The following is a 22229-nucleotide window of genomic DNA, read 5'->3' on the forward strand; positions in this document are numbered from 1 at the left end:
CGGGCGGGTGAGCGTCCCCGCCCGCATCGACCTGCACACCCACTCCACCGCCAGCGACGGCACCCTGACCCCCGCCGACCTGGTCCGGGCCGCCGCCGAGGCCGGGCTCGACGTGGTGGCACTCACCGACCACGACACCACCGCCGGCTGGGCACCCGCCGTCGCCGCCCTGCCGCCCGGGCTCACCCTGATCCGCGGCGCGGAGATCTCCTGCCGGTGGTTCGGCGCCGAACCGGCGATCCCGCTGCACCTGCTCGCGTACCTGTTCGACCCGGCCGAGCCGCACCTGGCCGCGGAACTGGCCCGGGTCCGCCGGGCCCGCGAGGAACGCGGGGAGCGCATCGTCCGGCTGCTCCAGGCCGACGGCATCCCGGTGAGCTGGACGGAGATCCTGACCGGCGCGGGCGGCGGCACCGTCGGCCGCCCGCACATCGCGCAGGCGCTGATCCGGGCCGGTCTGGTCGCCACCACCAGCGAGGCGTTCGGGCCGGACTGGCTCGGCGAGCGGTACCGGCTACCGAAGGACGACATCGAGGTGTTCCAGGCGGTGGCGCTGGTGCGGGCGGCCGGCGGCGTGCCCGTCTTCGCCCACCCGAAGGCCAGCCGGCGCGGCCGGATCGTGCCCGACGAGCTGATCGCGGACCTGGCGGCGGCCGGCCTGGCCGGGCTGGAGGCCGACCACGAGGACCACGACCCGGCCGAACGGGAGCACGTCCGCGGGCTCGCCGCCGACCTGGGACTGCTGGTCACCGGCTCGTCCGACTTCCACGGCTCGCACAAGACCGTGCGGCTCGGCGCGCACACCACAGGGCCCGAGGCGTACGAGCGGATCGTCGCGCTGGCCCGCGGGGTGACCCCTGTCGCTTCGAGCTGAACCGATCCGGCGGCACGGCTACCGTGTCCGCGTGGATCTCAAGCTCTTCGGCGAGGTCTTCGTGACCCTGCTGGTGATCGTCGACCCGCCCGGAATGATGCCCATCTTCCTCGCGCTGACCGGGCCGCTGCCCGCGCGCGACCGGAACCGGGCCGCCTGGCAGGCCGTGGCGCTGGCGCTCGGGGTCATCGTGATCTTCGCGGTGGCGGGGCAGACGATCCTGGCGTACCTGCACGTCGACCTGCCCGCCCTTCAGGCGGCGGGCGGCCTGCTGCTGATCCTGGTCGCGCTGGAGTTGCTGACCGGCAAGGCGGACGACCCGAGCAACCAGGTCACCTCGAACATCGCGCTGGTGCCGCTCGGCACCCCGCTGCTGGCCGGGCCGGGCGCCATCGTGGCGACCATGCTGTTCGTGCAGCAGGCCGGCGGCGCCGTCGACTACCTCGCCATCGGGCTCGCCATCGTCGCAGTGATGGTGACCGTGTGGGTGGTGCTGCGCTTCTCCGGCGGCATCGTGAAGGTGCTGCGCCCCGGCGGCATCGAGGTGCTGACCCGGATCGCCGGCCTGCTGCTGGCCGCCATCGCCGTGCAGCTCATCGCCGACGCGATCGCCGCCTTCGTGACCCAGTACCTCAACAACGCCTGAGCGGGTCCGTCCGGTGTCGTACCCGGATGGCAGGATTCTCCGTGTGCGACGACAGTCAGCAGCCAGCGGCTCCCGGGCTCCCCGGCCCCGCGCCGAGCAGTCCGAGCAGCTCGGCTTCGAGGGCATGCCGGAGCGCCTGTTCGTCTGCACACCGAGCAAACTCGGCGCGTACGCGGACTGTCCCCGCCGCTACCGCTACGCCTACGTGGACCGGCCCGCGCCGCCCAAGGGCCCGCCGTGGGCGCACAACTCGCTCGGCGCGAGCGTCCACACCGCGCTGAAGAACTGGTACGCGCTGGCCCCCGACCGCCGCCGCCCCGAGGTGCTCGGCACCCTGCTCAAGGGCACCTGGGTCCGCGAGGGCTACCGCGACGACGAGCAGGAGCGCGACGCCTTCCGGCGGGCGCTGACGTGGCTGGAGAGCTACGTGGCGGGCCTCGACCCGGCCGACGAGCCGGTCGGCGTGGAACGGGTGGTCGCGGTCAAGACGGGGGTGCTCGCGTTCAACGGCCGCACCGACCGGATCGACTCGCGCCCCGGCCCGGACGGGCGGCCCGAGCTGGTCATCGTCGACTACAAGACCGGCCGCACCGGCCTCGACACCGACGACGCGCGTGGCTCGCAGGCGCTCGCGCTGTATGCGTACGCGGCCGAGCGGGTGTTCCGCAAGCCGTGCCGCCGGGTCGAGCTGCACCACCTGCCCACCGGCACCGTCGCCGCCCACGAGCACACGCCGGAGTCCCTGCACCGGCAGCTCACCCGCGCCGAGGACACCGCCCGCGACATCATGGCCGCCGAGCGCGCGGTGGCCGACGGCACCGACCCCGACGCGGCGTTCCCGGCCGAGCCGGGCCCGCGGTGCGGCTGGTGCGACTACCGGCGTACGTGCCCGACCGGCGCGCAGACCCCCGGCAAGAACCCCTGGTCGGCGGTCGAGCGGTTCGCCGACGCGGAGTGAGCGCGGGGCGCCGTCAGGCCGCGGTCAGGCGGGCGGCGCGTTCCTTGGCGGCCTGCTGTAACGGGCCCTCCCGGTAGCGCCGGGGCACCGCGGCCAGCGCCAGTCGCAGCGCCCGCGCGCTCAGGTCCGCCGACAGGGCGGTGGTGGGCAGGCCCAGCCCGCCGTAGAGCCGCAACGCCCACGGCGGCAGCATCCCCAGCGCGGTGGCGGCGATTCCGAAGTACGCCCAGCGCGGCGGCCCCAGGTTCAGTCCGACCCGCGCCGGCAGGCTGAGCTTCCACGGGATCGGCGGCGCGGTCAGGAACACCGCCGTCTCGGCCGCCTCCCGGGTCATCCGCAACTGCGGGCGTACGTCCCGGTAGTAGTCCGCCACCTCGGCGGCGGTACCCGGCACGTCGTCCGGGTCCAGCCCGACCAGGGCCGCCGACCGGCGCTGCTCGGTGTAATAGCCGTCCACCTCGTCGTCGGTGAGCGCCAGCCCGGCCCGCCGGGCGGTGCTCACGAACGACTCGACCTCGGTGACGTGCACCCAGCGCAGCAGGTCCGGCTCGTCGACGCGGAACTCCTCACCGGTGAACGGGTCGGTGGCGCGCATCCGGGCGTGCCGCACGCGCAGCCGTCGCCCGGCCGCCTCCGCCTCGGCGGTGGTGCCGTAGATCGTCGTCCCCACGTACGTCGCCGTGCGGACCAGCCGCCCCCAGGCGTCGGTGCGGTAGTTGCTGTTCTGTGCGACGCCGGCCATCGCGCGGGGATGCAGCGCCTGGAGATACAGGGAGCGCAGGCCGGCGACGATCAGGATCGGTTCCTCGTGCACCTTCCACGTGACCGATCCCGGACCGAAGAGGCCGAGGTCTTCGGTGTCCACCGATCAAGAGTGCCACGCCTCGTCGCCGGCCGTCCCCGGTGCGGCGGCCCGGTGGCGGCCGTCCTCGGCCCTCCGGTCAGTCGTCGGCGGAGCGGCGGGACTGGCAGGCCGGGCAGAGGCCCCAGAAGGTCACTTCCGCCTCGTCCAGCTCGAAGCCGTGCGCCACGTTCGGGTCCAGGCAGGGGGCGCTGCCGACCGCGCAGTCCACGTCGGCGATCTCGCCGCAGCCCCGGCACACCACGTGGTGGTGGTTGTCGCCGACCCGGGCCTCGTACCGCGCGGGACTGCCGGCCGGCTCGATCCGGCGGGACAGGCCGGCCCGGGACAGGGCGCCGAGCACGTCGTAGACGGCCTGGGTGGAGACCGAGTCGATCCGCCGGCGGACCCGCCGGGTGATCTCGTCGACCTCCAGGTGACCGCCGGCGGAGAGCACGTCCAGCACGGCGAGACGCGGCCGGGTGACCCGTAGGCCCCTCGACCGGAGCAGCTCCTCACCTGTGGACATGGATCCATGACAGCACGGGCCCGGGCGGGCCGACAAGCGAGCGTTGTTCACCCGTGGCCGGGGCCACAGGTGAACCGGCGCCGCCACGCGTTCGTGTATCGAGGAAGACGGCCTCACGCCGTACGCTGAGCGCGCCAAACCACCCACTCGCCGGAGGTGTCGGTGTTCAGGGAAATCAACGGTCTGCCGGTCCACGTGCTCGTCATCCACGCGGCGGTGGTGCTGGTGCCGCTGCTGGCACTGCTCGCCGTCGCCTACGGGGTGCTGCCCCGCTGGCGGCCCCGCCTCGGCTGGGCGGTCGCAGCGCTCGCCGTGGTCACCCCGATCGTCGCCTTCGTGGCGACCGAGTCCGGGGAGGAACTGGAGGAGGCCCTTCGGGCGAAGGGCTACCCGCCGGACCGGCTGCAGCAGATCCACGAGCACGCCGAGTACGGCGACACGCTGTTCTGGTTCGCGCTCGGGCTCGGCGTCGTGGCGCTGCTGCTCGTGCTGTCGACGAGCCGCTTCGTCGCGGGCCGGAACCTGCCCCGCTGGCTCCCGATCGTGCTCACCGTCGTGGTGGCGGTGCTCGCGGTCTTCGCGCTCGTGTACGTCTACCTGACCGGGGACAGCGGCGCCAAGATGGTCTGGGACGGGGTCGTCTGACCGCTGCGGGTCAGAACAGCACCCGCGAGCAGAGCAGGCAGGTGAGCAGCACCAGCACCACCGCCACGGCCGCCCCGATGCCGTAGGTGAGCCGCTGCGCGCGCTGCTCCGCCTGGTCCATCGCGGCCATGTCCTGCGGCGGGAGCCGGCGGGGCGGTGACGGCTGCACGTGTACCGGTGGCCGCCAGCCGGGCGGCGGAGGCGTGCTCGGCGGCGGTCCCGCGTACCCCGAGGGCGGCGGGCCACCCCCGAACTGTGGGCCGGCGGGCGCGCCGCCCCCGAACTGTGGACCAACGGCGGGCGGGCCGGCACCGGGCGTGCCCGGCCACGCGCCGCCGGCCACCGTCCAGCCGCCTGCCGCCTCCGGCCGGGCCCACGGGCTCTCGGTGGCCGCCTCGCGCGACCACGGGCTGGCGTTCCCGGCCGCCTCGGGGCTGTCGGCGGCTGTACCGGTCGTCTCGACGCCCTCGGCGACGGCCGGCTCTGCCGTGGGGGCGGCCGGCTCTGCCGGGAGAGCGGCCGGCTCGGGCTGCCCGGCGGTCCCGGCCGGTTGGTCCGGGCGTCGCCAGGTCTCGTCGTCGGGGCTGCCACCGCTCGGCGTCGTCACGCCGTCCGACGCTACCAACGCCCCGGGCCGGTCGGCCGCCCGACGCGTCGATCACCGTCACCCCGGCCCGTCGCGCCCGGTCTGTGGCGTTCGGACGGCTCCCGGCCCGGTACGGCCGGGCTCGGGACGATCCGGCTGGTTCCGGGGATCGAGCCGGCGGCCCGTTCGGCGGTATCGTTGCTGATCGTGACCGAACCCGCCATCCGGGCACCGCGCGACGACGACGACCGCGTGGTCGACCTCAGCGACGACTTCGTGGTGCTGCCCGAGCAGACCAGCGACGACACCGACCGTGGCTGGGGCGAGCGCCCCGGCGGCAACGACGACTGGCTGCTCGCGGAGCGTCCCCCGCACTGGGGCTGATCGCCTCAGCCGCGTACCACCACGGCGAAGCGGCTGCCCTCCGGCAACCCGACGGCCCGCCGGGCCTGTTCCGGCGGCAGCGCCAGGTAGAGCGCCGAGGAACCGTCGACCGCCCCGGTGGCGCCGACCACGTCGAGCACCAAGGCGCGTGGCGCCAGCAGCGTGGGGTCGGGCGTACCCTCGGCCGGCACGACGAGCAGGTCGACCCGGGCACCCGGGCGCAGCACCGCGAGGGCGGCCGGTTCGGCCAGCCGGATCGGTACGCCGACCGCACCGGCCGGCAGCGCGGGGATGTCGCCGGACGGCGACGCCGTCGCCGAGGTGGCCGGCAGGACGCGGGGTGGTGGGCAGGACGGCGGCGTCTGCAGCACCGCGGCGGCCAGCCCCAGCAGCACCGCGACGAGCGTCACCCGCAGCAGCGTCCGGCGCCGGGGCAGCCCGCGCCAGCGGACCGGACGCAACGTCGTCTCGCCATCCGCCACCACTGCCTCCCGCCGCCGGCCAACCATCCGACCCGCAGGCTAGGCCCGGCCTCCCGGCGCGCGCCGCCCCAACGCCCGCCCCTGTGGATAACCCGCCCGCTTGTGGAAAACCGTTCCCCGGAACCAGCGCGGAGGCCCGACGCGGCCGGGACCGCCGGCTCGGGGAGCCTGCTGCTTCCGAGCCGGCCGATGCAGCAACCTCGCCGGGGTGGCGAGCATCCGCCGGGAACGGCGAGCATCCGCCGGGAACGGCGAGCATCCGCCGGGAACGGAACGTGGCCGCCCCCGAACGGGAACGGCCACGTGTCGCGTGCGCAGTGGTTCAGGACGAGCTGGACGCCGCCGGTGCCTTGCTCGCCGTCGACCCGGAACCGGACGAAGAAGACGACCCGGACGAGGGAGACGAGCCGGACGACGAGGACGAGGAGTCCGACGACGACGAGGACGAGGACGACTCGGACTTGGCCGGCTTGCCCGTGGTCGAGGAGCCGTTGTCGGACCCGGACGAACGGGAGTCCGTACGGTAGAAGCCGGAGCCCTTGAACACGATGCCCACCGAGTTGAAGAGCTTTCGCAGCCGCCCCTCACACGCCGGGCACTCGGTCAGCGGCTCGTCCGAGAAGGACTGCACCGCCTCGAGCTGGTGGCCGCACGCGGTGCAGGCGTACTGGTACGTGGGCACGTTCTCCTCCGGATCTTCGGCACGGCCTTCTGGCACTCGTGGTCTTCGAGTGCCAATGGTGCGTCATGACCCCCGGGTTCGTCCAGCGGAAGCGCCCGGGCCCACACCCGGGACCGCCACCAGCCCGTCCGCCGGAGTGATCACACAGTGCACCGGGCGGTCGTGCGGCAGGGCGGGCACCGCCTCCACCAGCTCGCCGTCGTGCAGCAGCGCCACCGTCGGCACCGTGGCGGGCACCCGGGCCAGTGCGCGGTCGTACGAGCCGCCGCCGCGGCCCAGCCGGACGCCCCGGCGGTCCACCGCCACCGCCGGCACCACGACCAGGGCGGCTCCGGCCACCGCGGTCCGCCCCCGGGGCGGTGCGGTCGGCTCGCGCAGACCCCGGCCGGCGGCGCGCAACGACTCCGGGCCGGTGTACGGGGCCCAGTCCAGGTCCAGGTCCTCGCGCAGCACCGGCAGCAGCAGCTCGGCGTCGGGCGGCAGCGCGGCCCGCAGCACGTCCGGCAGGTCGTGTCCGCCGGGCTCGGAGGCGACCGGCACGTACGCGCTCATCCTGGCCGGTCGCAGCCGGCGTACCAACGTCACCAGCTCGGCCTGGACGGCGGCCGCCGCCACCGCGCGGTCGGCCGCGGACAGCGACCGGCGCGCGGCGAGTAGCGCGATGCGCATCTCCCGCTTCGCATCGTGCGCTTCATCCGAAAATTCCGGCACGCAACACTCCTGACGCAACGCTTGCCTAATGGTCGCTCTGTGTCAGCATCGCACCAAGGGAGCGGAACTTCCGGGGGGAAGATTGACGCTACGCGGGCGGTTGACGGCGGCTTTCCTCGCGGTGGTCCTCGGCCCCGTCCTGCTCGGCGCGTTCTTCGTCGGGGCCACGCTCAGCGCCGTCGACCGCAGCCGCGCCACCGAACGGCTGGGCCTGGCCGCAGCCGGTGTGCGTACCTCGATCGACGCGCTCTGCCAGCAACTCCGCGCGGCGGCCGACGCGGTCGCGCTGGTCGGCGACCCGGTCGTCCGCTCGCGTGCGGCCGACCAGGTGGTCGCCCGAGGGCTGGCCGCCGCCGTGCTGATCGCGGACGCCGCCGGCCGCACCACCTACACCACGCCGGACGGGCCGGCCGGGCGCTGGCAGGACTGCGCCGGCGCGCCCGCCACCGGAGTCGCGGCGCTCTCCGCCCAGGTCCGGCTCCGCGATCCGGCCGGCACCGACCTGGGCGCGGTCGCCGCCGCCCAGCCCGTCGACCGGGCCTTCGTGGCGCGGCTCGCCGCCGTGACCGGCGTCGGGATCACCCTCCTCGACGACCCCGGCGGCATCACCCACACGACCGAGGACCAGAGGGTACGCGCAGCGGTGCTGGCCGCCGCCGGCAAAGCGGACGGGAACCGGGTGACAGGCACCGGCGACGGCCGGTACGTGCGGCGGGTCGGTCCGTCTCCCGGTCAGCCACTGCCACTGGTGCTGTCGGTGCCGGGGGAGCGCGCGCCCGGCCTGTACGGGGCGCTGATCGCCGCCGTCGCGCTCGCCGCCCTGCTCGCCGTGCTGGCGGCGTGGCGGCTGGCCCGGGTGACCACCCGGCCGCTCGGTGAGCTGGCCGGCGCGGTGGACCGGGTGGCACGCGGCGACCTGAGCGCCCGGGTGCCGGTGCGCAGCCGCGACGAGATCGGGCGGCTCGCCAGCGCGTTCAACCGGATGACCCGGGAGACCGGCACCTACGTGACGGCGCTGACCAGCAGCCGCGACCAGCTCCGCAACCACCTCGCGGTGCTCGGCGACACGCTCGCCAGCACGCACGACCTGCAACGCATCCTGCGGGTGATCCTGGACAGCGCGATCGCCGCCACCGGCGCCCGGGCCGGCGCGGTGCTGCTCGTCGACGGCGACGGCGTCCTCGTCGGCCGGTGCGTGGAAGGGCTGACCGGGCGCTGGCCGACGAGCGACCCGGCCGATCCGGCGACGCTGCGCGTCGCGGTCGGTGCCGGGGTGCTCGGCGCGGTGGCCGCCACCGGCGAACCGCTGCGCGGACGGTGGGCGCCGCCGGACACGCCGACCGGGGAGCCGACCTGCGAGACGTACGTGGCGGTGCCGTTCGCCACCCCCGGCGGCGCCGAGCCGCGCGGCCCGGACCGGCCCGGCCACCCGCCCGCCGACGGCGATCCGCCCGGCTCGGCCTGCGCGGCGCTCGGCGTCCTCGTGCTCTACGACCGGCTCGGCGGGCACGGGTTCCACGACGACGACGTGGTGACGCTGCGGACGTTCGCCGGGCACGCGGCGGTCGCGGTGGAGAACGTCCGGGTGCACGAGGAGGCGCAGCGGCTCTCCCTCACCGACCCGCTGACCGGGCTGTGGAACTACCGCTACCTGCGTGAGTCGATCCGCCGCGAGGTGGAGCGGGCGAACCGGTTCGGCCGGATGCTCAGCGTCCTCGCGCTCGACCTGGACCGGTTCAAGAACGTCAACGACACCTGGGGCCACGCCGCCGGGGACGCCGTGCTGGTCGAGTTCGCCCGCCGGGTACGCGGCGTGATCCGCGAGGTGGACCTGGCGTTCCGGCAGGGCGGCGAGGAGTTCGTGGTGCTGTTGCCGGAGACCGACGCCCGGGGCGCCACGATCGTCGCCGAGCGGCTCGGCGCGGTGGTACGCGACCAGCCGGTGACAGTCGAGGGGAGCGGCGACGAGCCGGTGCGGGTGCCGGTGACCGTCTCCATCGGCATCGCCGTCTACCCGGACCACGCCGCCGGCGGCCAGCAGGTGCTCGACGCCGCCGACGACGCGTTGTACGCGGCGAAGGCCGCCGGACGCGACGGCTACCGGCTCGCCCCGGCGCCCGATCCGCTGCCCACCCGGGAGATCCCGGTGGTGGCCGCCGGTGCCGGCCCGCCGGACGGGCTGCCCCGGGCCGGCGCGGCGGACCCGGCGGGCACCGCCCAGGGCGGCGCGTCTTCCGGTCCTCACCCGCCGCGGCAGAGCCGTGGCCGATAGTCTCGCGACATGTCGGAGCACTCAGCGAACCCCTCAGCGACCCCCGGTCGCTCCCGCGCGGTCAAGGCCGTGATCCCGGCCGCCGGCCTGGCCACCCGGTTCCTGCCGGCCACCAAGGCGGTTCCCAAGGAACTGCTGCCGGTCGTCGACCGCCCGGTCCTGCAGTACATCGTCGAGGAGGCCGCCCACGCCGGCATCGACGACATCCTGCTGATCACCGGTCGCGGCAAGACCTCGATGGTGGACCACTTCGACCGCCGGCCGGACCTGGAGGAACGGCTCGCCAAGAAGCCCGAGCTGCTGGCCGAGGTCAAGCGCACCGAGGAACTCGCCGCGATCTACACGGTCCGCCAGCCGGAACAGCTCGGTCTCGGCCATGCCGTCGGGTACGCCGAGTCGCACGTCGGCGACGCGCCCTTCGCGGTGCTGCTCGGCGACGAGTTCGTCAAGCCGTCCGAGCCGCTGCTGCCGGCCATGCTGGAGCTTCAGGCCCGCACCGGCGGCGTGGTGCTCGCGTTCTTCGAGGTCGACCCGGCCGAGACCAGCCGGTACGGCATCGCGTCGGTCGAGCCGGCCGAGTCGGAGTACGCCGACATCGCCGAGGTCGTCAAGGTCACCGGCATGGTGGAGAAGCCCAGCCCGGAGGACGCCCCCAGCAACCTCGCCGTCCTCGGCCGGTACGTGCTCCCCGGGAGGATCTTCGACGCGATCCGGCGTACCCAGCCGGGCAGCGGCGGCGAGATCCAGCTGACCGACGCGATGGAGCTGCTGCGTACCGAGGGGGTGCCGGTGCACGCCATCGTCTACCGGGGCACCCGCTACGACACCGGCATGCCGCTCGGCTACCTCCAGACCGTGGTGCAGATCGCCGCCGAGCGGGACGACCTGGGCGCCGAGTTCCGCAAGTGGCTGACCGAGTTCGTCAACAACGGCGACGAGACAGTCACCGCCGCCGTCCTCAACGGCATCCGCGACGCGTCCGGCGGTGCCGATACATGACCGCGACGGCCGACGCCGAGGCGGCCGCGAACGAGTTGACGCCGCTCGCCGACTACCTGGGCAGTGTGCTGCGCAGGTTACGCGCGCTGCCTCCACTCGACCTCGACCTGACCCAGGCGTACGGCAACGTGCTCGCCGAGGACGTGGTCGCCCCGCACTCGTACCCCGCCTTCGACCAGGCGGCGGTGGACGGGTACGCCGCGCGCTGGGAGGACATCTCCGGTGGGAGTCGGGGGCCGGGCTACGTCCCGGCCCCCTCCGGTATGCCCGGCGGCCGCAGCATCCGCCTCAACGTGGTGGGTGACCTGGGCGCGGCGAGCTGGCGGCCGGTCCGGCTCACCCCCGGCTCCTGCTTCTCGGTGGCGGCGGGCGCGCCGCTGCCGATCGGCGCGGACGTGGTCGTCCCGGTGGAGTGGACCGACCAGGGCATGGCCGCCGTCGAGATCTTCCGCGCCCCCAAACGGGGGTACGGCCTGCGCCGCGCCGGGGAGGAACTGGTCGCCGGCACGCTGCTCGCCCGCGCCGGCGCGTACGTGTCACCGGCCCTGGTCGCGGTGTTCGCCGCCACCGGCATCGGGCACGTGGTGGTGCGGCCCAGCCCGCGCGTGGTCATCGTGGCCACCGGTGACGAACTGGTGGACGTGGGCCGGGGCAGCCAGCCCGGGCAGGTGGTGGACACCAACTCACACGCGCTGACCGCGGCGGCGGCGGAGGCGGGCGCGCTCGCGTACCGGGTGGGGATCTGCGACGACGACCCGGAGGCACTGCGCGGCCTGCTGGAGGACCAGACGCTGCGCGCCGACCTGATCATCACGACCGGCGGCACCGGCACCGGCCCCGGTGACATGGTCCGCCGCATCCTGTCCCGCCGCGACGGCGGCCGGGCCGGGCCGGTCACCTTCACAGAGGTGGCCCTCTATCCCGGAACGGCCCTCGGGTTCGGTACGGTCGGCGCCGAGGAGGTGCCGGTGGTGTGTCTTCCCGGTGAGCCCGGCGCGGCGCTGATCGGCTTCGAGGTGCTGGCCCGGCCGGCCATCCAATTGCTGGCCGGGGCCGAGCCGGTGTTCCGGCCGAGCGTCCGCGCACACCTGCTGGAGACGGTCTCGTCCCCGGTGGGGCTGCGCGAGTTCCGGCCCGCGCACGTGGCCGAGCGGCGTGGCGGCGGGTACACGGTGCAGCCGCTCGCCGGTGGCCCGTACACGCTCTCCGGCCTGTCCGATGCGAACGGCCTGCTGGTGCTCGGCGAGCGGGTCACCACCGCTGCTGCGGGGTCTACCGTGGATGTTCTCCTGCTGGACCGGCGCCGGTGAGCGCGAGGAGTGAGCTTGCGAGCCCCGCAGTCGCGAGCGAAAGGCCGGCTCGGTGAGGTTCCGGCGGGCGCCGGGGTGGCCGGCGGTGCTGGTGGACGGTCCGGTGGTGATGCGGCCGTACCGGCGCTCGGACGCCGGAGCCTGGTCGGAGATCCGGCGCGCGAACCGGGAGTGGCTGGCGCCGTGGGAGTCCCATGTGCCCGGCGGCTGGTACGAGACGAACTCGCCCGCCGCGTTCCGCCTGGTGCACGCCGACCAGCGCAAGTCCGCGCGTACCGGTGAGGGCATGCCGTTCGCGGTCTGCCTGCGCGAGAACGGGCAGGAGCGGCTGGTCGGCCACGTGAACGTGGGCAGCATCGTCCGGCGCGCGTTCTGCTCCGGGTACGTGGGCTACTGGGTGGACTCCCGGGTGGCCGGTCGCGGCGTGATCCCGACCGCTGTGGCGCTCGCCGTGGACCACGCGTTCGGGCCGGGCGGGCTGCACCGGATCGAGGTGAACATCCGGCCGGAGAACGTGCCGTCCCGGCGGGTGGTGGAGAAACTCGGCTTCCGCGAGGAGGCCTATCACGTGCGCTACATGCACATCGACGGCGCGTGGCGAGACCACATCGGATACGCGATGACGGGCGAGGAAGTCGTAGCCGAGGGCGGCTTGCTGGCGCGGTGGCACCGCGTACGTGACAACCGCCGCTGAGGCGAACGCCCGGCGCGGCGCACTGTGAACCGGGTCGGCGGCCCGTAACCTCAAGTAACTGCAAGCTGTGGCAAGCGCTGCCCGCCCGCACGAAGTGCGCCGTAAACGACGGTCGACGGAAGAAGTTGCGGCGGCGCGGCGCTCGTCCCGAACTTTGGTGACGGGAGGGGTGAGGGTGCCCACGTCGGTGCTCCTCGCCGTCCTCGCCGCCGCCGGTCTGCTCGCCCTCGCTCCGGCGCTGGTCCGCCGGTACGACGCCACCGAGCGGCTGGTGGCGGAGCGGGCGCAGTCGACGGCGCGGGTGCTCCAGCGCCGGCGTCGACGGCGCACTGTGCCCGGGCGGCGACCGCTGCACCCGCCGCGCTCCCTCGTCGTGACCCTCAGTGAAGACTCCGACACGGGTAGTCTTGCCCGCCCGGTCTCCGCGCCACCGCTGCGCCGGCGTTCCGGGCGGCTCCGGCCCGTGTCCGCGGTGCCGGCCCAGTCCCGCCGACGGCACCCGCCCCGCCGGCGGCACACCCCGGCGATCTACCGCCGGCGCCGGGTGCTGGCCGCGCTGCTGCTGCTCAACCTGGTCGAGCTGGGCGGCGTGGTGCTCGTCGGACCCGGGTTCTGGATCAGCGTCTCGGTCACCGGCACACTGCTCGTCGCGTACGTCGTACACCTGCGGCAGCGCGCCCTGGCCGAGCGCCGGCGGCGGCGTGCGGACGCCCGCGAGGCGGCCTGGCTGGCCGCCCGCCAGGCCGAGGTACGCCGCGAGCAGGCCCGGCGCGCGGCGGCCCGGCGAGAGGCGCAGCGCCGGCTGGCCGCCCAGCGCGAGGCGGTCCGGCGTACGGCGATGGGGCTGGACCGTCCCGCGGACCTGCCACCGGCGGCGAGCGGCGGCTCGGTGTCCTACCGGCGGGCGGGTGGCCTGCGCGGACGTCCCTACCAGTCCGGCCGAGGCGCCTGACCGCCGTGCCGGCGCCCTGCTGGTGGTGATCTTGGAAGGTTTGGGCCCCTCCGGGGGCCTTTTCCTTCCAAGATCTACGGGGCGGCGGGGCGGTTCGCGTCGTGGGGGCGCGACCTGTTAGCCTTGTCGTCGGCCCGCCCGGTGAGAGCCGGGTGGGACCGACGCTGGTTCGCCGGCGGAGGGGCTGTGGCGCAGACCGGTAGCGCACCTCGTTCGCATCGAGGGGGTCAGGGGTTCAAATCCCCTCAGCTCCACCCAGTTCAAAGGCCGTTTCCGCCAGTCGGAGACGGCCTTTTTCGATCTTGTGCGGGACGGCTCACCGGACTGCTCGCCCAGCCGCACGTCGCCTCCGCGTCTCACGTGAGGTGTCGCGCGTACTGCTAGCTTGGCTCTTCGGTGCACAACATGGGAGCGCACATGCCCAACGTGGCCCTCATCGGCGGGCCGGTCGTCGATCTGGCTTCCGCTGCGTCGGCTCTGGCAGACGCCTGCGGCCTGCAGGTCGTCAGCGCAGGCAATGTCTTCCGCCAGCACGTGCAGCAGCGGACTCCGCTGGGCGAAGAGGCGAACGGATTTATGCAGGCCGGACAGCTCGTCACCGATGAGCTGATGGTCAGAGCCGTCGCCGACGCGCTAGCCGACGTCGACGGTGGCTGGGTGCTGTACGACTTCCCTCGCAAGATCCGTCAGGCCGAGTTGCTGACCGGGAGCGGCCATGTTCCCGACACGGTGATCGAACTCGTCCTGACCGAGGACCAACTCCGCCTCGCCGTTCAGCGCCGGGCAGAGCGACGGATCGAACTTGATCCCGAGGTCGCCGTGCGACGCCAGGAACTCCTACTCATGTACACGCATTCACAGGAGAACCACCAGGCGCAGATCGAGCCGTTGCGCGCCTACTACCGGGCCCGTGGCCTGCTGCAAACCGTCAGCGGCTTCGGCGATCTCGCGGACGTGGCAGCCAGATTGATCCCTCTGGCCTCCCGAGACCAACGCCGCCCGTGAGATTGAGCAGGTAGGCCGGCTCCAGGTCGACGGCCGAGGGGCTTCGTCACGTTGTCAAGGCGGCCCTGAACGGCCGCACGCATCACCACCTGGGCGCGCGCGGCCGTTCCTCCGCCGGCGTTCCGGCTCCGGCCACCCAACACGCCCGGCGTCAGTCGAACAGGCCGTCGAGCGCCTTCTGTTCGAGGTCGCGCCAGCGCTCGGCGTCCTTCAGCGCCTTGGCGATCTCCTTCTCGTCGAGGTGGTGGGCGCCCTCCTCGCGGATGCACGCGACGCTGAACGGGCCGCCGACCGACGGTGAGGTCCGCTCCAGCGCCTCCAGTACCCGTACCACGCCCACCACGCCGTACTCGACGGTGCGCGTGGTCATCCGGAAGTGGGACAGCAGCGCGCCGGCCTGCTGGGCCATGGGCGCGCCGGAGCCGATGGCGTGGAAACCCACGTCCTCGTAGCGGCCGATCAGCCCGTTGGGGTTGATCTCCACGATCCACGGCCCGCCCTGGCTGTAGCCGGCCGCGAGCAGGTACGCCGACACCCCACCGCCGCTGCCCTCGCCCGGTACGTCCGGGATGTAGTTCTCGTAGTGCTTCTTGAGGACGGGCAGGACGCGTTCCTGCAACTCGTCGCCGATGTCCGGTGCTTCGAGGATGGCGGTGGCCGAGTCCTGGAGCAGGGGGCGCAGGTCGTTGAGCACCCCCCGCGCGCCGCTGCCGCCCCAGGCGGCGCAGTCGCCCAGCGGGTGCAGCTTCTGGGCGGGGAAGCTCAGACCGCGGTCGCTCTCGGTGATCTGGGAGTCTGCGCCGATCACCACTCCGTCTTTGCAGACAACGGCGAGTACGACGGTCATAGCGTCCTCCTGAGCAGGGGTAAGGGGTAGGGCGCGACGTACCCGGCATCCCGCCTGCCTACACCCCGACGAGTGTTGGCCCACTCGTGGCCGGACTACGGGAAGGCTGCCGCTAGTCGGCGGCGACGCGGTCGAGCGGCCGGCCGGGATGCGTTACGGCGACGGCTCGTGGAAGTAGACGGTGGCCGACCACCAGTCACCGTCGGCAGTGATCTCGCTTTGAATGACGACGTCCTGCACCTCGATACCGGGCCGTTGCTCGATGCTGTCGGCGATGCGGCGTAGCAAGGCCGGGACACTGTCCTGACCCGGTCCCGCCGGGTTGGCCCGCGAGAAGTGCTTGATTGTCCACGACGGCGGCTCGGACGGCATGGCGGCAGTCTGCCAGTGCCTCTTTCCGAGCCTTTCGAGGCTCGTGAACAATCGTGCCGGCGGTTGCCGAGACACGTGCTATCCGGCCTCGGTGAACAGTCCCGCGAAGCGGGCCAGGTACAGCGGCCAGCCCTCGTCGTGGCCGACGCCGTCACGAACCGACTCCCACCCCGGACCGTGCCGGTCCAGGTTGCGGTGCTCCAACTCGACCCGGGTGCGCTGCGGTGTCTCGGCGACGAACCGGACCTCGACCTCGCTGGCATTCTCCAGATCCTGTTCGAGCTGCCAAGCCGGGCTGATGTCCCAGCTGAAGACGAGCCGGTCCGGCGGCTCGAAGACGAGGATCCGTGCCCAGGCGCACTCACTGCCGTCCTCGGCGCGGTCGACGATGTGCCCACCGGCCTTCGCCTCGAACACCGTCTCGGTGATCGGCGACGACAGCAGGTTGTGCTCCTTCGGCTTGAAGTCGCCGAACCGCTTCGTGAACACCGCGAAGGCCCGCTCCACCGGCGCGTCGACCACGATCTGCCGTCGCACCACCGCATCCGCTCCGCTCATGATTCCTCCTCGTCAGGACGCTCGGCGACGTCCTTGAAGCCGTCCAACGCGCGGCTCCAGTAGGTGTCGAGCTGATCTCGTAAGGCGGCCACGCCGGCGGGATCGAGCCGGTAGACACGCTTCGTGCCCGCCGTGCGGTCCGTCACCAGGCCGGCGTCCTTCAGCACCCGCAGATGCTGCGACACCGCCGGCCGGCTGACCGGCAGCACCGCGGCCAGCTCGCCGACCGCCCGCGGCCGCTCCGCGAGACACGCGATGATCGCCCGCCGCGTCGGGTCGCCCAGGGCGTCCCATCCGTCCTCGGTTCGGTAAGTGGCCACGAACGGTAAGCTATGACTTACCAATGCCGTTCGTCAAGCCTGAGAAGCAGGTCACTGTTGCCACAGGAACGCGGCCGTCGAGCACGGCCGGCAGCGGAATCCGTACCCGCAGCCACCGCCGCCGAAGTTGAAGCCGGTGCGGTGATCGTGGCCCTCCTCGAGCTGGACGACGAACGACATGGGCAGGGCGCAGGCGGGACAGGTGGGCGTCTGGTCGAACTGGAGCCACGCCGGCAGTCCGCCGAGTTGCCCGAGGACGTCTCGCAGCGGCCGGCCGGACTCACCGCGCCAGCGTTCGCGCGCCTCGTCGTAGCCGTCGGAGTCCTGCATCGGCACGTACGTGACGGCGGACGTCTCGGCCAGCAGGACGGTGTCGCCGGAGGGCACGGCGGACGGAGCCAGCGCCCCGGAAGGGAAGACGAACGCGCGATTGCCGCCGGCTGTCGCGTCCCACTCGTCGCACAGGCCCGGATCGTTCTGGCACATGAAGATCGACAAGAGGGTGGCGTCGGCCGCGTCGATGTCGTCGAGTCGGACCTGGGCCAGGAACTGCATCGGTCCGTCGCACTCGTCGCACACCGGCCACTCGAAGCCCGTAGGCACGAGCGGAACACCGCCGGTACGCGTGCCGGGGGCGTCCGGCGCCGTGTCACCGTTGTAGATCATCAGAACCGTCATGCGGCGCAGCGTAGGGGAGTCGACGATCTCTCGCAGCGCGCAGATGTGCCCGGGTCCGTCCGGCACCCGGCCCTCAGCCGGGCGGCCGATCGGAGTCACGTCCGTTGGTAGCCTGACGCGTCCGTACGACAGATGGAGTCTGCCCGGTGCTCAGGACGGTGCTGCGGAGGTTGGGCGCGGCGGGCGCGGTCTGCGTGGTGGCCGCGTGCGGACCCTCGACCGCTGATCCGGCGGATAGTTCGGCGGGCGACGCCGGCCGTTCCACGGCCCAGGCGACCGGCACGCCCACCACCCGGAAGCCGTCCGCGATTCCGGCGACCGGCGGAGCCGGCTACTCCCCGGCACTGTCGGCGCGGCTGGTGACCACGGACGCGTTGCCACCAGGTTTCACTGTGGACATCGCGACGGTCATGGCTCCGGATGCGGGTCGGCAGCGCCCCGGCCCCGAGGTGCCCTGTACGGACATGATTCCGCTGTTGTCGGCCAACCGGCTGACCGGTACTCCGTCGGCGATGGCCGCCGCCACCGTCAGTTCCGCCGACGGCTCCGGCTACTCGTGGGTGGCGAGCGAAGTGCTCAGGACGTACGCCGACGACGGCGCCCGAGAGGCGATGGCGGACCTGCGGGCGTTCATCGGCCGGTGCCCTACCGTCGCGTCACCGGGCCAGGACGGAGGCGGCTACCGTTTCGCGGTGGTACCGGGGCCGCGACTGGGCGACGAGAGCATGCGCGTCGACGCCAGCACGACTTCCGGATCGATCAAGCTGGAATGGGACAGCATCCTCGTCCGGATCGGCACCACCCTGGTGATCGTTCATGAGCAGGGCAACGAGCCCGGCGGCGACGATCACCTCCCCCGGCTCGCCGAAGCCGCGCTCCGCGGCTACCGGACGACCGGACCCTGAACGCCCTCGGGCGATCGGCGGCAGCTCACCTCGTCGCGCTACCGAACCACCTGGTCAGCGCATCCTCTAGCGTCTGCTGGTCGTCACCCACCCAGACCACGTGCCCGTCCGGCCGCAACAACACCGCCGGCACGTCCAGCTCGTCGCCGGTGCCGGCGACGAACCCGACCCGGTCGGCCCAGCCGTCCACCGACAGCTTCCCGGTCCCGTCGATCAACAACCCGCCGCCGGTACGCATCAGCTCGTACAGGCGTCCCTCCCGCAGCGGTACGTCGCGCAGCCGCCGCCCGAGCAGGGCGTGCCCCTCGCCGGCGTCGTACCGCACGCTGATCGCGGTGACCTTCTCGATCAGGAAGCGGTTGACCTCGTCGAAGTCCATGAGCTGCGCCAGCACCTGACGCACGGCCTGGGGTCCGGGTTCGTTCGTGGTCAGCAGCATCTGCGCGCGGGTGTTCGTCAGCACGTCGGCGGCGACCGGGCGCCGCTCGGACTCGTAGGTGTCCAGCAGGCCGTCCGGCGCCCAGCCCTTCACCGTCGCCGCCAGCTTCCAGCCCAGGTTGAACGCGTCCTGGATGCCCAGGTTGAGCCCCTGCCCGCCGAGCGGCGGATGGACGTGCGCGGCGTCGCCGGCCAGGAAGACCCGCCCGACCCGGTAGTGCTCGGCCAGGCGGGTCGCGTCGCCGAACCTCGACAGCCAGCGGGGGGAGTGCACGCCGAAGTCGGTGCCGGCGTACGCGGTCAGTTGCCGACTGAAGTCGTCGAGCGTCGGCGGCACCGAGGCGACCTCGGCCGCCGGTACGACCACCCGGAACACGCCCGGCTCGCCGGACGGCCCGAGCCCGAACCGCTTCTCGGTGCGGCGTACCTCGGTCATGATCGCGGTGATCTCGTCCGGCGGCGCTGTCACCTCCATCTCGCCGAGCAGCGTGTCGATCGTCGACGGCTCGCCGGGGAAGCCGACGCCGAGCAGCTTGCGGACGGTGCTGCGCCCGCCGTCGCAGCCGGCGACGAACCGCGCCCGCAGTGGCGGCACGCCGGCGTCGCCGAGGTGGACCGTCACGCCGTCGTCGTCCTGCTCCAGCCCGGTCACCGCACTGCCGCGCCGGATCTCGGCGCCCACCTCGGCGGCGTGGTCGGCGAGCAGCCGGTCGGTGAGCGTCTGCGGGATGCCGAGGACGTACGGGTGGGCAGTGTCCAGGTCGGCGGGGGCGGGCTTGTCGATGCCGGCGAAGAATCCCCGGATCGGGTGCGTGCCGCCGTGTTCCAGGAACCGCTCCAGCAGGCCGCGCTGGTCCATCACCTCGATGCTGCGGACGTGCAGCCCGAGCGAGCGCACGTACGGCGGCGGCTCGGCGTCGCGCTCCAGCACGAGCACGCCGACGCCCTGAAGGCGCAACTCGCTCGCCAGCATCATGCCGGTCGGCCCACCGCCGACCACGATCACGTCGAACACATCTGCCCCCGTGCCGAGTGTCAGGCGACCGTCCCCGTGGGCGGCACGAACCGACCATAGCCTCAGTGCCGGAACGTCCGGGCCCCGAAGAAGGGGAAGGCGCGCAACTCGTTCAGACCGACCGGCGACCGCCGCGTTCGGCGAGCTTCGCCAGCAGGACGAGGGCGCCACCGCCGATGACGAGGCCGACGACGGCGAAGGCGAGCGTCTGGAGCAGCCAGTGGGTTCCGCTCAGCAGCGACGTGGCCAGCCACACGCAGAGCAGGCCGGCCGGCGCCGAGAGGACCAGGGCCACGACGACGGCCGTCGTCCACTGCCCGGTCGTGGCCTCCGGATAGGTGTTCCACCAACGCTGTTTCGACCCCGTGATCCGATCCATGATGGATCGATTACCCGGGCCGACGCGCCGGCAACCCGGTCAGCCGCGGCGGAACGTGCGGCGGTAGGTGTCCGGGGGTACGCCGACGGTGCGCTGGAAGTGCCGGCGCAGCGTCGTCGCCGTACCCATGCCTGATGCCTCGGCGACGGCGTCGATGCCGTCGTCGGTGTTCTCCAGCAGCTCCTGCGCCCGCCGGATGCGCTGCGTGGCCAGCCACTGCGACGGGGTGGCGCCGGTCGCGGCGGTGAAGTGCCGGACCAGGTTGCGGGTGCTCATGGCGGCCTGGCGGGCGAGGTCGGCGACCGTCAGCGGGCGGTCCAGCCGCGCCATCGCCCAGGGGAGCAGCGCGGCGAGCGGGTGGTCCTCGCGGGCCGGGACCGGGGTGGTGACGTACTGGGCCTGGCCGCCCGCGCGGTGCGGCGGCACCACCAGGCGGCGGGCGACGGCGTTGGCGACTGTCGAGCCGTGGTCGCGGCGGATCAGGTGCAGGCACAGGTCGATCGCGGCGGCCTTGCCGGCGGAGGCGAGTACGTCGCCGTTGTCCACGTAGAGCACGTCCGGGTCGACCTGGACGCGCGGGTAGCGGGCGGCGAGCGCGTCGGTGTGCGCCCAGTGGGTGGTGGCGCGCAGCCCGTCGAGGATGCCGGCGGCGGCGAGCACGAACGCGCCGGTGCAGAACGAGACGATCCGGGCGCCCGCCTCGTGCGCGGCGCGGACCCCGTCGACCAGGTCGGACGGCGGCTCGGCGTCGGTGTCCTCGATCGCCGGGACGATCACCGTGTGGGCGCGGGCGAGGTGGTCCAGCCCGTGGTCGGGTGTGACCGCGAACCGGCCGACGCCGACCGGGCCGGGACCGCAGACCACCATGTCGTACCAGGGGTCGGCCAGGCCGGTCGGGTCGCGCACGAAGATCTCGCACGCCGCCGCCAGCTCGAAGTGCAGCATCCCGTCGGTGGCGGCGAGCGCGATCAGGGTCATGTCCGCAACTGTACGGGCATTGGCGTTTGCGCCACTGTCCCGGCTCTCGGATTCCGGCGAGGATCATTCCAGTCGATCTTCGAGGGGGAACGTCATGCAGGTGGCGGTGTTCGGGGCGTACGGGCACACCGGACGGTTCGTGGTGGCGGAGCTGCGCGAGCGGGGCTACGAGCCGCTGCCGGTGGGACGCGACGCCGGGAAGCTGGCGGCCGCTTTCCCGGGGGTGGCGCAGCGGGTGGCGTCGGTCGACGACCCGGGCTCGCTGGACCGGGCGCTGGCCGGGGCGGCGGCGGTGGTCAACTGCGCCGGGCCGTTCGCCTCGACCGCCGGCCCGTTGATCGAGGCCGCGTTGCGGGCCGGAATCCCCTACGTCGACGTGGCGGCCGAGATCGAGGCGAACCGGGACACGTTCGCCCACTACGCCGAGCGTGCCGAGGCCGCCGGAGTCGCGGTGGTGCCCGCCATGGCGTTCTTCGGCGGGCTCGGCGACCTGCTGGTCACCGCCGCGACGGGGGGCTGGGCGGCGGCCGACGAGGCGCACGTCGCGTACGGGCTGAGCAGCTGGCACCCGACGGCCGGGACGGTCGCCTCCGGCGTCGTCTCGCGCGAGCGCCGCGACGGCCGGCGGGTCCGCTTCACCGACGGGCGCCTGGTGTACGCCGACGGCGACCTGCCCCGGCGGGACTGGGAGTTCCCGGCACCGCTGGGTGTGCGGCCGGTGCTGGGCGAGTTCACCATGGCCGACGTGGTGACCGTGCCGAGTCACCTGGACATCCCGGAGGTGTGCACGTACATGACCGTGAACGCGGCGGGGGACCTGGCAGCCGGGGAGGCGCCGGCCGCTGTGGACGAGCGTGGCCGGTCGGCGCAGACGTTCACCGTCGACGTGGTGGTGCGGTCGGGCGACGTCCGCCGGCGGGTGGTGGCCCACGGGCAGGACATCTACGCGATCAGCGCGCCGCTCGCGGTCGAGGCGGTCCACCGGATCCTGACCGGGCGGACGCGGGCGACCGGTGTCGCGTCGGCCGGGCGGATCTTCGACGCGCCGGACTTCCTGGGCGCGCTGTCGGCGCACCTCACTGTCGAGGCGCTGCCGACCGCCTCATGTGCTCCCGTATCCACGTCTGCCGATTGACAATGTTTGGATTCCAAACTTACTCTCGCGCTGG

At 73.4% G+C, this 22229-nt stretch carries 27 protein-coding genes, 1 tRNA gene and 1 pseudogene; 15 read left to right on the forward strand and 14 right to left on the reverse strand.

Going from position 1 to position 22229, the window contains the following annotated elements:
* Positions 1-7 precede the first annotated feature (7 nt).
* The 3 genes from NMK34_RS04080 to NMK34_RS04090 all read left to right on the forward strand — a co-directional run bounded on the left by NMK34_RS04080 (position 8) and on the right by NMK34_RS04090 (position 2478).
* The gene (locus tag NMK34_RS04080) at positions 8-874 is read left to right on the forward strand and encodes a PHP domain-containing protein (RefSeq protein ID WP_318332266.1); all 867 of its coding nucleotides are present in this window, start codon (positions 8-10) and stop codon (positions 872-874) included.
* 31 nt (positions 875-905) lie between these two features.
* Complete coding sequence (locus NMK34_RS04085) at positions 906-1520, forward strand: MarC family protein (protein WP_013283903.1); 615 nt, start codon at positions 906-908, stop codon at positions 1518-1520.
* 124 nt (positions 1521-1644) lie between these two features.
* A complete protein-coding gene (locus NMK34_RS04090) occupies positions 1645-2478 on the forward strand; it encodes a PD-(D/E)XK nuclease family protein (RefSeq protein WP_318336265.1) in 834 nt (277 codons plus the stop codon).
* Positions 2479-2491: 13 nt separating this feature from the next.
* On the opposite strand, the gene NMK34_RS04095 is transcribed toward NMK34_RS04090, so the two are convergent.
* Together NMK34_RS04095 and NMK34_RS04100 are read right to left on the reverse strand one after the other, a co-directional pair.
* Positions 2492-3343, reverse strand: a complete 852-nt coding sequence (locus tag NMK34_RS04095) for an oxygenase MpaB family protein (RefSeq protein ID WP_318332267.1) — start codon at positions 3341-3343, stop codon at positions 2492-2494.
* Between the two features lie 76 nt (positions 3344-3419).
* The gene (locus NMK34_RS04100; protein ID WP_194798708.1) at positions 3420-3848 is read right to left on the reverse strand and encodes a Fur family transcriptional regulator; all 429 of its coding nucleotides are present in this window, start codon (positions 3846-3848) and stop codon (positions 3420-3422) included.
* A 162-nt stretch (positions 3849-4010) separates the two neighbouring features.
* Here NMK34_RS04100 and NMK34_RS04105 point away from each other — a divergent pair, with 162 nt between their 5' ends.
* Complete coding sequence (locus NMK34_RS04105; RefSeq protein ID WP_318332268.1) at positions 4011-4493, forward strand: DUF2231 domain-containing protein; 483 nt, start codon at positions 4011-4013, stop codon at positions 4491-4493.
* A 10-nt stretch (positions 4494-4503) separates the two neighbouring features.
* On the opposite strand, the gene NMK34_RS04110 is transcribed toward NMK34_RS04105, so the two are convergent.
* The gene (locus NMK34_RS04110) at positions 4504-5100 is read right to left on the reverse strand and encodes a hypothetical protein (RefSeq protein ID WP_318332269.1); all 597 of its coding nucleotides are present in this window, start codon (positions 5098-5100) and stop codon (positions 4504-4506) included.
* A 186-nt stretch (positions 5101-5286) separates the two neighbouring features.
* On the opposite strand from NMK34_RS04110, the gene NMK34_RS04115 reads away from it, so the two are divergent.
* Entirely contained in the window at positions 5287-5463 is a 177-nt protein-coding gene (locus tag NMK34_RS04115) for a hypothetical protein (RefSeq protein WP_318332270.1), read from the forward strand.
* Between the two features lie 5 nt (positions 5464-5468).
* Here NMK34_RS04115 and NMK34_RS04120 read toward each other — a convergent pair whose 3' ends face one another.
* The gene (locus NMK34_RS04120; protein WP_318332271.1) at positions 5469-5972 is read right to left on the reverse strand and encodes a flagellar biosynthesis protein FlgA; all 504 of its coding nucleotides are present in this window, start codon (positions 5970-5972) and stop codon (positions 5469-5471) included.
* Between the two features lie 290 nt (positions 5973-6262).
* Between NMK34_RS04120 and NMK34_RS04125 the strand changes: the two genes are divergently transcribed.
* Positions 6263-6472, forward strand: a complete 210-nt coding sequence (locus tag NMK34_RS04125; RefSeq protein WP_318336471.1) for a hypothetical protein — start codon at positions 6263-6265, stop codon at positions 6470-6472.
* Positions 6473-6534: 62 nt separating this feature from the next.
* Here NMK34_RS04125 and NMK34_RS04130 read toward each other — a convergent pair.
* Together NMK34_RS04130 and NMK34_RS04135 are read right to left on the reverse strand one after the other, a co-directional pair.
* A pseudogene (locus NMK34_RS04130) lies at positions 6535-6663 on the reverse strand (FmdB family zinc ribbon protein); the annotation flags it as partial.
* 27 nt (positions 6664-6690) lie between these two features.
* Positions 6691-7338: a 5-formyltetrahydrofolate cyclo-ligase gene (locus tag NMK34_RS04135; protein ID WP_412098847.1), complete on the reverse strand. Its 648-nt coding sequence runs from the start codon at positions 7336-7338 to the stop codon at positions 6691-6693.
* 82 nt (positions 7339-7420) lie between these two features.
* Here NMK34_RS04135 and NMK34_RS04140 point away from each other — a divergent pair, with 82 nt between their 5' ends.
* From NMK34_RS04140 to NMK34_RS04170, 7 genes are all read left to right on the forward strand, one after another.
* The gene (locus tag NMK34_RS04140) at positions 7421-9610 is read left to right on the forward strand and encodes a diguanylate cyclase (protein ID WP_318332273.1); all 2190 of its coding nucleotides are present in this window, start codon (positions 7421-7423) and stop codon (positions 9608-9610) included.
* A 9-nt stretch (positions 9611-9619) separates the two neighbouring features.
* Complete coding sequence (locus tag NMK34_RS04145) at positions 9620-10609, forward strand: UTP--glucose-1-phosphate uridylyltransferase (RefSeq protein WP_318332274.1); 990 nt, start codon at positions 9620-9622, stop codon at positions 10607-10609.
* Entirely contained in the window at positions 10606-11919 is a 1314-nt protein-coding gene (gene glp, locus NMK34_RS04150; protein WP_135243213.1) for a gephyrin-like molybdotransferase Glp, read from the forward strand. Before NMK34_RS04145 ends, glp begins: the two co-directional genes overlap by 4 nt.
* Positions 11920-12028: 109 nt before the next feature.
* A complete protein-coding gene (locus tag NMK34_RS04155) occupies positions 12029-12613 on the forward strand; it encodes a GNAT family protein (RefSeq protein ID WP_318336266.1) in 585 nt (194 codons plus the stop codon).
* A 169-nt stretch (positions 12614-12782) separates the two neighbouring features.
* Entirely contained in the window at positions 12783-13565 is a 783-nt protein-coding gene (locus tag NMK34_RS04160) for a hypothetical protein (protein WP_269696085.1), read from the forward strand.
* A 180-nt stretch (positions 13566-13745) separates the two neighbouring features.
* Positions 13746-13819: transfer RNA gene (locus tag NMK34_RS04165), tRNA-Ala, on the forward strand.
* 163 nt (positions 13820-13982) lie between these two features.
* Positions 13983-14570 (forward strand): nucleoside monophosphate kinase, encoded by a 588-nt coding sequence (locus tag NMK34_RS04170; RefSeq protein ID WP_318332275.1) that lies wholly within the window; start codon positions 13983-13985, stop codon positions 14568-14570.
* Between the two features lie 151 nt (positions 14571-14721).
* Here the strand turns inward: NMK34_RS04170 and NMK34_RS04175 are convergent, their stop codons facing one another.
* From NMK34_RS04175 to NMK34_RS04195, 5 genes are all read right to left on the reverse strand, one after another.
* On the reverse strand, positions 14722-15417 hold the full coding sequence (locus NMK34_RS04175) for a proteasome protein (RefSeq protein WP_318332276.1): 696 nt from the start codon (positions 15415-15417) through the stop codon (positions 14722-14724).
* 153 nt (positions 15418-15570) lie between these two features.
* Positions 15571-15789: a hypothetical protein gene (locus NMK34_RS04180; RefSeq protein WP_318332277.1), complete on the reverse strand. Its 219-nt coding sequence runs from the start codon at positions 15787-15789 to the stop codon at positions 15571-15573.
* 78 nt (positions 15790-15867) lie between these two features.
* Positions 15868-16347 (reverse strand): SRPBCC family protein, encoded by a 480-nt coding sequence (locus NMK34_RS04185; RefSeq protein ID WP_318332278.1) that lies wholly within the window; start codon positions 16345-16347, stop codon positions 15868-15870.
* Positions 16344-16691, reverse strand: a complete 348-nt coding sequence (locus NMK34_RS04190) for a metalloregulator ArsR/SmtB family transcription factor (protein WP_318332279.1) — start codon at positions 16689-16691, stop codon at positions 16344-16346. The genes NMK34_RS04185 and NMK34_RS04190 overlap by 4 nt, the downstream gene beginning before the upstream one ends.
* Positions 16692-16718: 27 nt before the next feature.
* Positions 16719-17345 (reverse strand): DUF1963 domain-containing protein, encoded by a 627-nt coding sequence (locus NMK34_RS04195; RefSeq protein WP_318332280.1) that lies wholly within the window; start codon positions 17343-17345, stop codon positions 16719-16721.
* 392 nt (positions 17346-17737) lie between these two features.
* Here NMK34_RS04195 and NMK34_RS04200 point away from each other — a divergent pair, with 392 nt between their 5' ends.
* The gene (locus NMK34_RS04200) at positions 17738-18250 is read left to right on the forward strand and encodes a hypothetical protein (RefSeq protein ID WP_318332281.1); all 513 of its coding nucleotides are present in this window, start codon (positions 17738-17740) and stop codon (positions 18248-18250) included.
* A 25-nt stretch (positions 18251-18275) separates the two neighbouring features.
* Here NMK34_RS04200 and rox read toward each other — a convergent pair whose 3' ends face one another.
* From rox to NMK34_RS04215, 3 genes are all read right to left on the reverse strand, one after another.
* Positions 18276-19703 (reverse strand): rifampin monooxygenase, encoded by a 1428-nt coding sequence (gene rox / locus NMK34_RS04205; protein ID WP_318332282.1) that lies wholly within the window; start codon positions 19701-19703, stop codon positions 18276-18278.
* 112 nt (positions 19704-19815) lie between these two features.
* Complete coding sequence (locus NMK34_RS04210) at positions 19816-20082, reverse strand: hypothetical protein (protein ID WP_318332283.1); 267 nt, start codon at positions 20080-20082, stop codon at positions 19816-19818.
* 39 nt (positions 20083-20121) lie between these two features.
* Positions 20122-21060 (reverse strand): helix-turn-helix domain-containing protein, encoded by a 939-nt coding sequence (locus tag NMK34_RS04215; protein WP_318332284.1) that lies wholly within the window; start codon positions 21058-21060, stop codon positions 20122-20124.
* A 94-nt stretch (positions 21061-21154) separates the two neighbouring features.
* On the opposite strand from NMK34_RS04215, the gene NMK34_RS04220 reads away from it, so the two are divergent.
* On the forward strand, positions 21155-22195 hold the full coding sequence (locus tag NMK34_RS04220) for a saccharopine dehydrogenase NADP-binding domain-containing protein (RefSeq protein ID WP_318332285.1): 1041 nt from the start codon (positions 21155-21157) through the stop codon (positions 22193-22195).
* The last annotated feature ends 34 nt before the right edge of the window (positions 22196-22229 follow it).

This window comes from Micromonospora sp. BRA006-A (assembly GCF_033433935.1).
Lineage (GTDB): Bacteria > Actinomycetota > Actinomycetes > Mycobacteriales > Micromonosporaceae > Micromonospora > Micromonospora aurantiaca.

Coding starts and splice junctions, on each gene's coding strand:
- NMK34_RS04170 (WP_318332275.1), top strand. CDS start 13,983: ATGCCCAACGTGGCCCTCATCGGCGGGCCGGTCGTCGATCTGGCTTCC.
- NMK34_RS04195 (WP_318332280.1), bottom strand. CDS start 17,345: ATGACGGTTCTGATGATCTACAACGGTGACACGGCGCCGGACGCCCCC.
- NMK34_RS04185 (WP_318332278.1), bottom strand. CDS start 16,347: ATGAGCGGAGCGGATGCGGTGGTGCGACGGCAGATCGTGGTCGACGCG.
- NMK34_RS04210 (WP_318332283.1), bottom strand. CDS start 20,082: ATGGATCGGATCACGGGGTCGAAACAGCGTTGGTGGAACACCTATCCG.
- NMK34_RS04155 (WP_318336266.1), top strand. CDS start 12,029: ATGCGGCCGTACCGGCGCTCGGACGCCGGAGCCTGGTCGGAGATCCGG.
- NMK34_RS04090 (WP_318336265.1), top strand. CDS start 1,645: ATGCCGGAGCGCCTGTTCGTCTGCACACCGAGCAAACTCGGCGCGTAC.
- glp (WP_135243213.1), top strand. CDS start 10,606: ATGACCGCGACGGCCGACGCCGAGGCGGCCGCGAACGAGTTGACGCCG.
- NMK34_RS04145 (WP_318332274.1), top strand. CDS start 9,620: ATGTCGGAGCACTCAGCGAACCCCTCAGCGACCCCCGGTCGCTCCCGC.
- NMK34_RS04220 (WP_318332285.1), top strand. CDS start 21,155: ATGCAGGTGGCGGTGTTCGGGGCGTACGGGCACACCGGACGGTTCGTG.
- NMK34_RS04175 (WP_318332276.1), bottom strand. CDS start 15,417: ATGACCGTCGTACTCGCCGTTGTCTGCAAAGACGGAGTGGTGATCGGC.
- NMK34_RS04120 (WP_318332271.1), bottom strand. CDS start 5,972: ATGGTTGGCCGGCGGCGGGAGGCAGTGGTGGCGGATGGCGAGACGACG.
- NMK34_RS04100 (WP_194798708.1), bottom strand. CDS start 3,848: ATGTCCACAGGTGAGGAGCTGCTCCGGTCGAGGGGCCTACGGGTCACC.
- NMK34_RS04215 (WP_318332284.1), bottom strand. CDS start 21,060: ATGACCCTGATCGCGCTCGCCGCCACCGACGGGATGCTGCACTTCGAG.
- NMK34_RS04180 (WP_318332277.1), bottom strand. CDS start 15,789: ATGCCGTCCGAGCCGCCGTCGTGGACAATCAAGCACTTCTCGCGGGCC.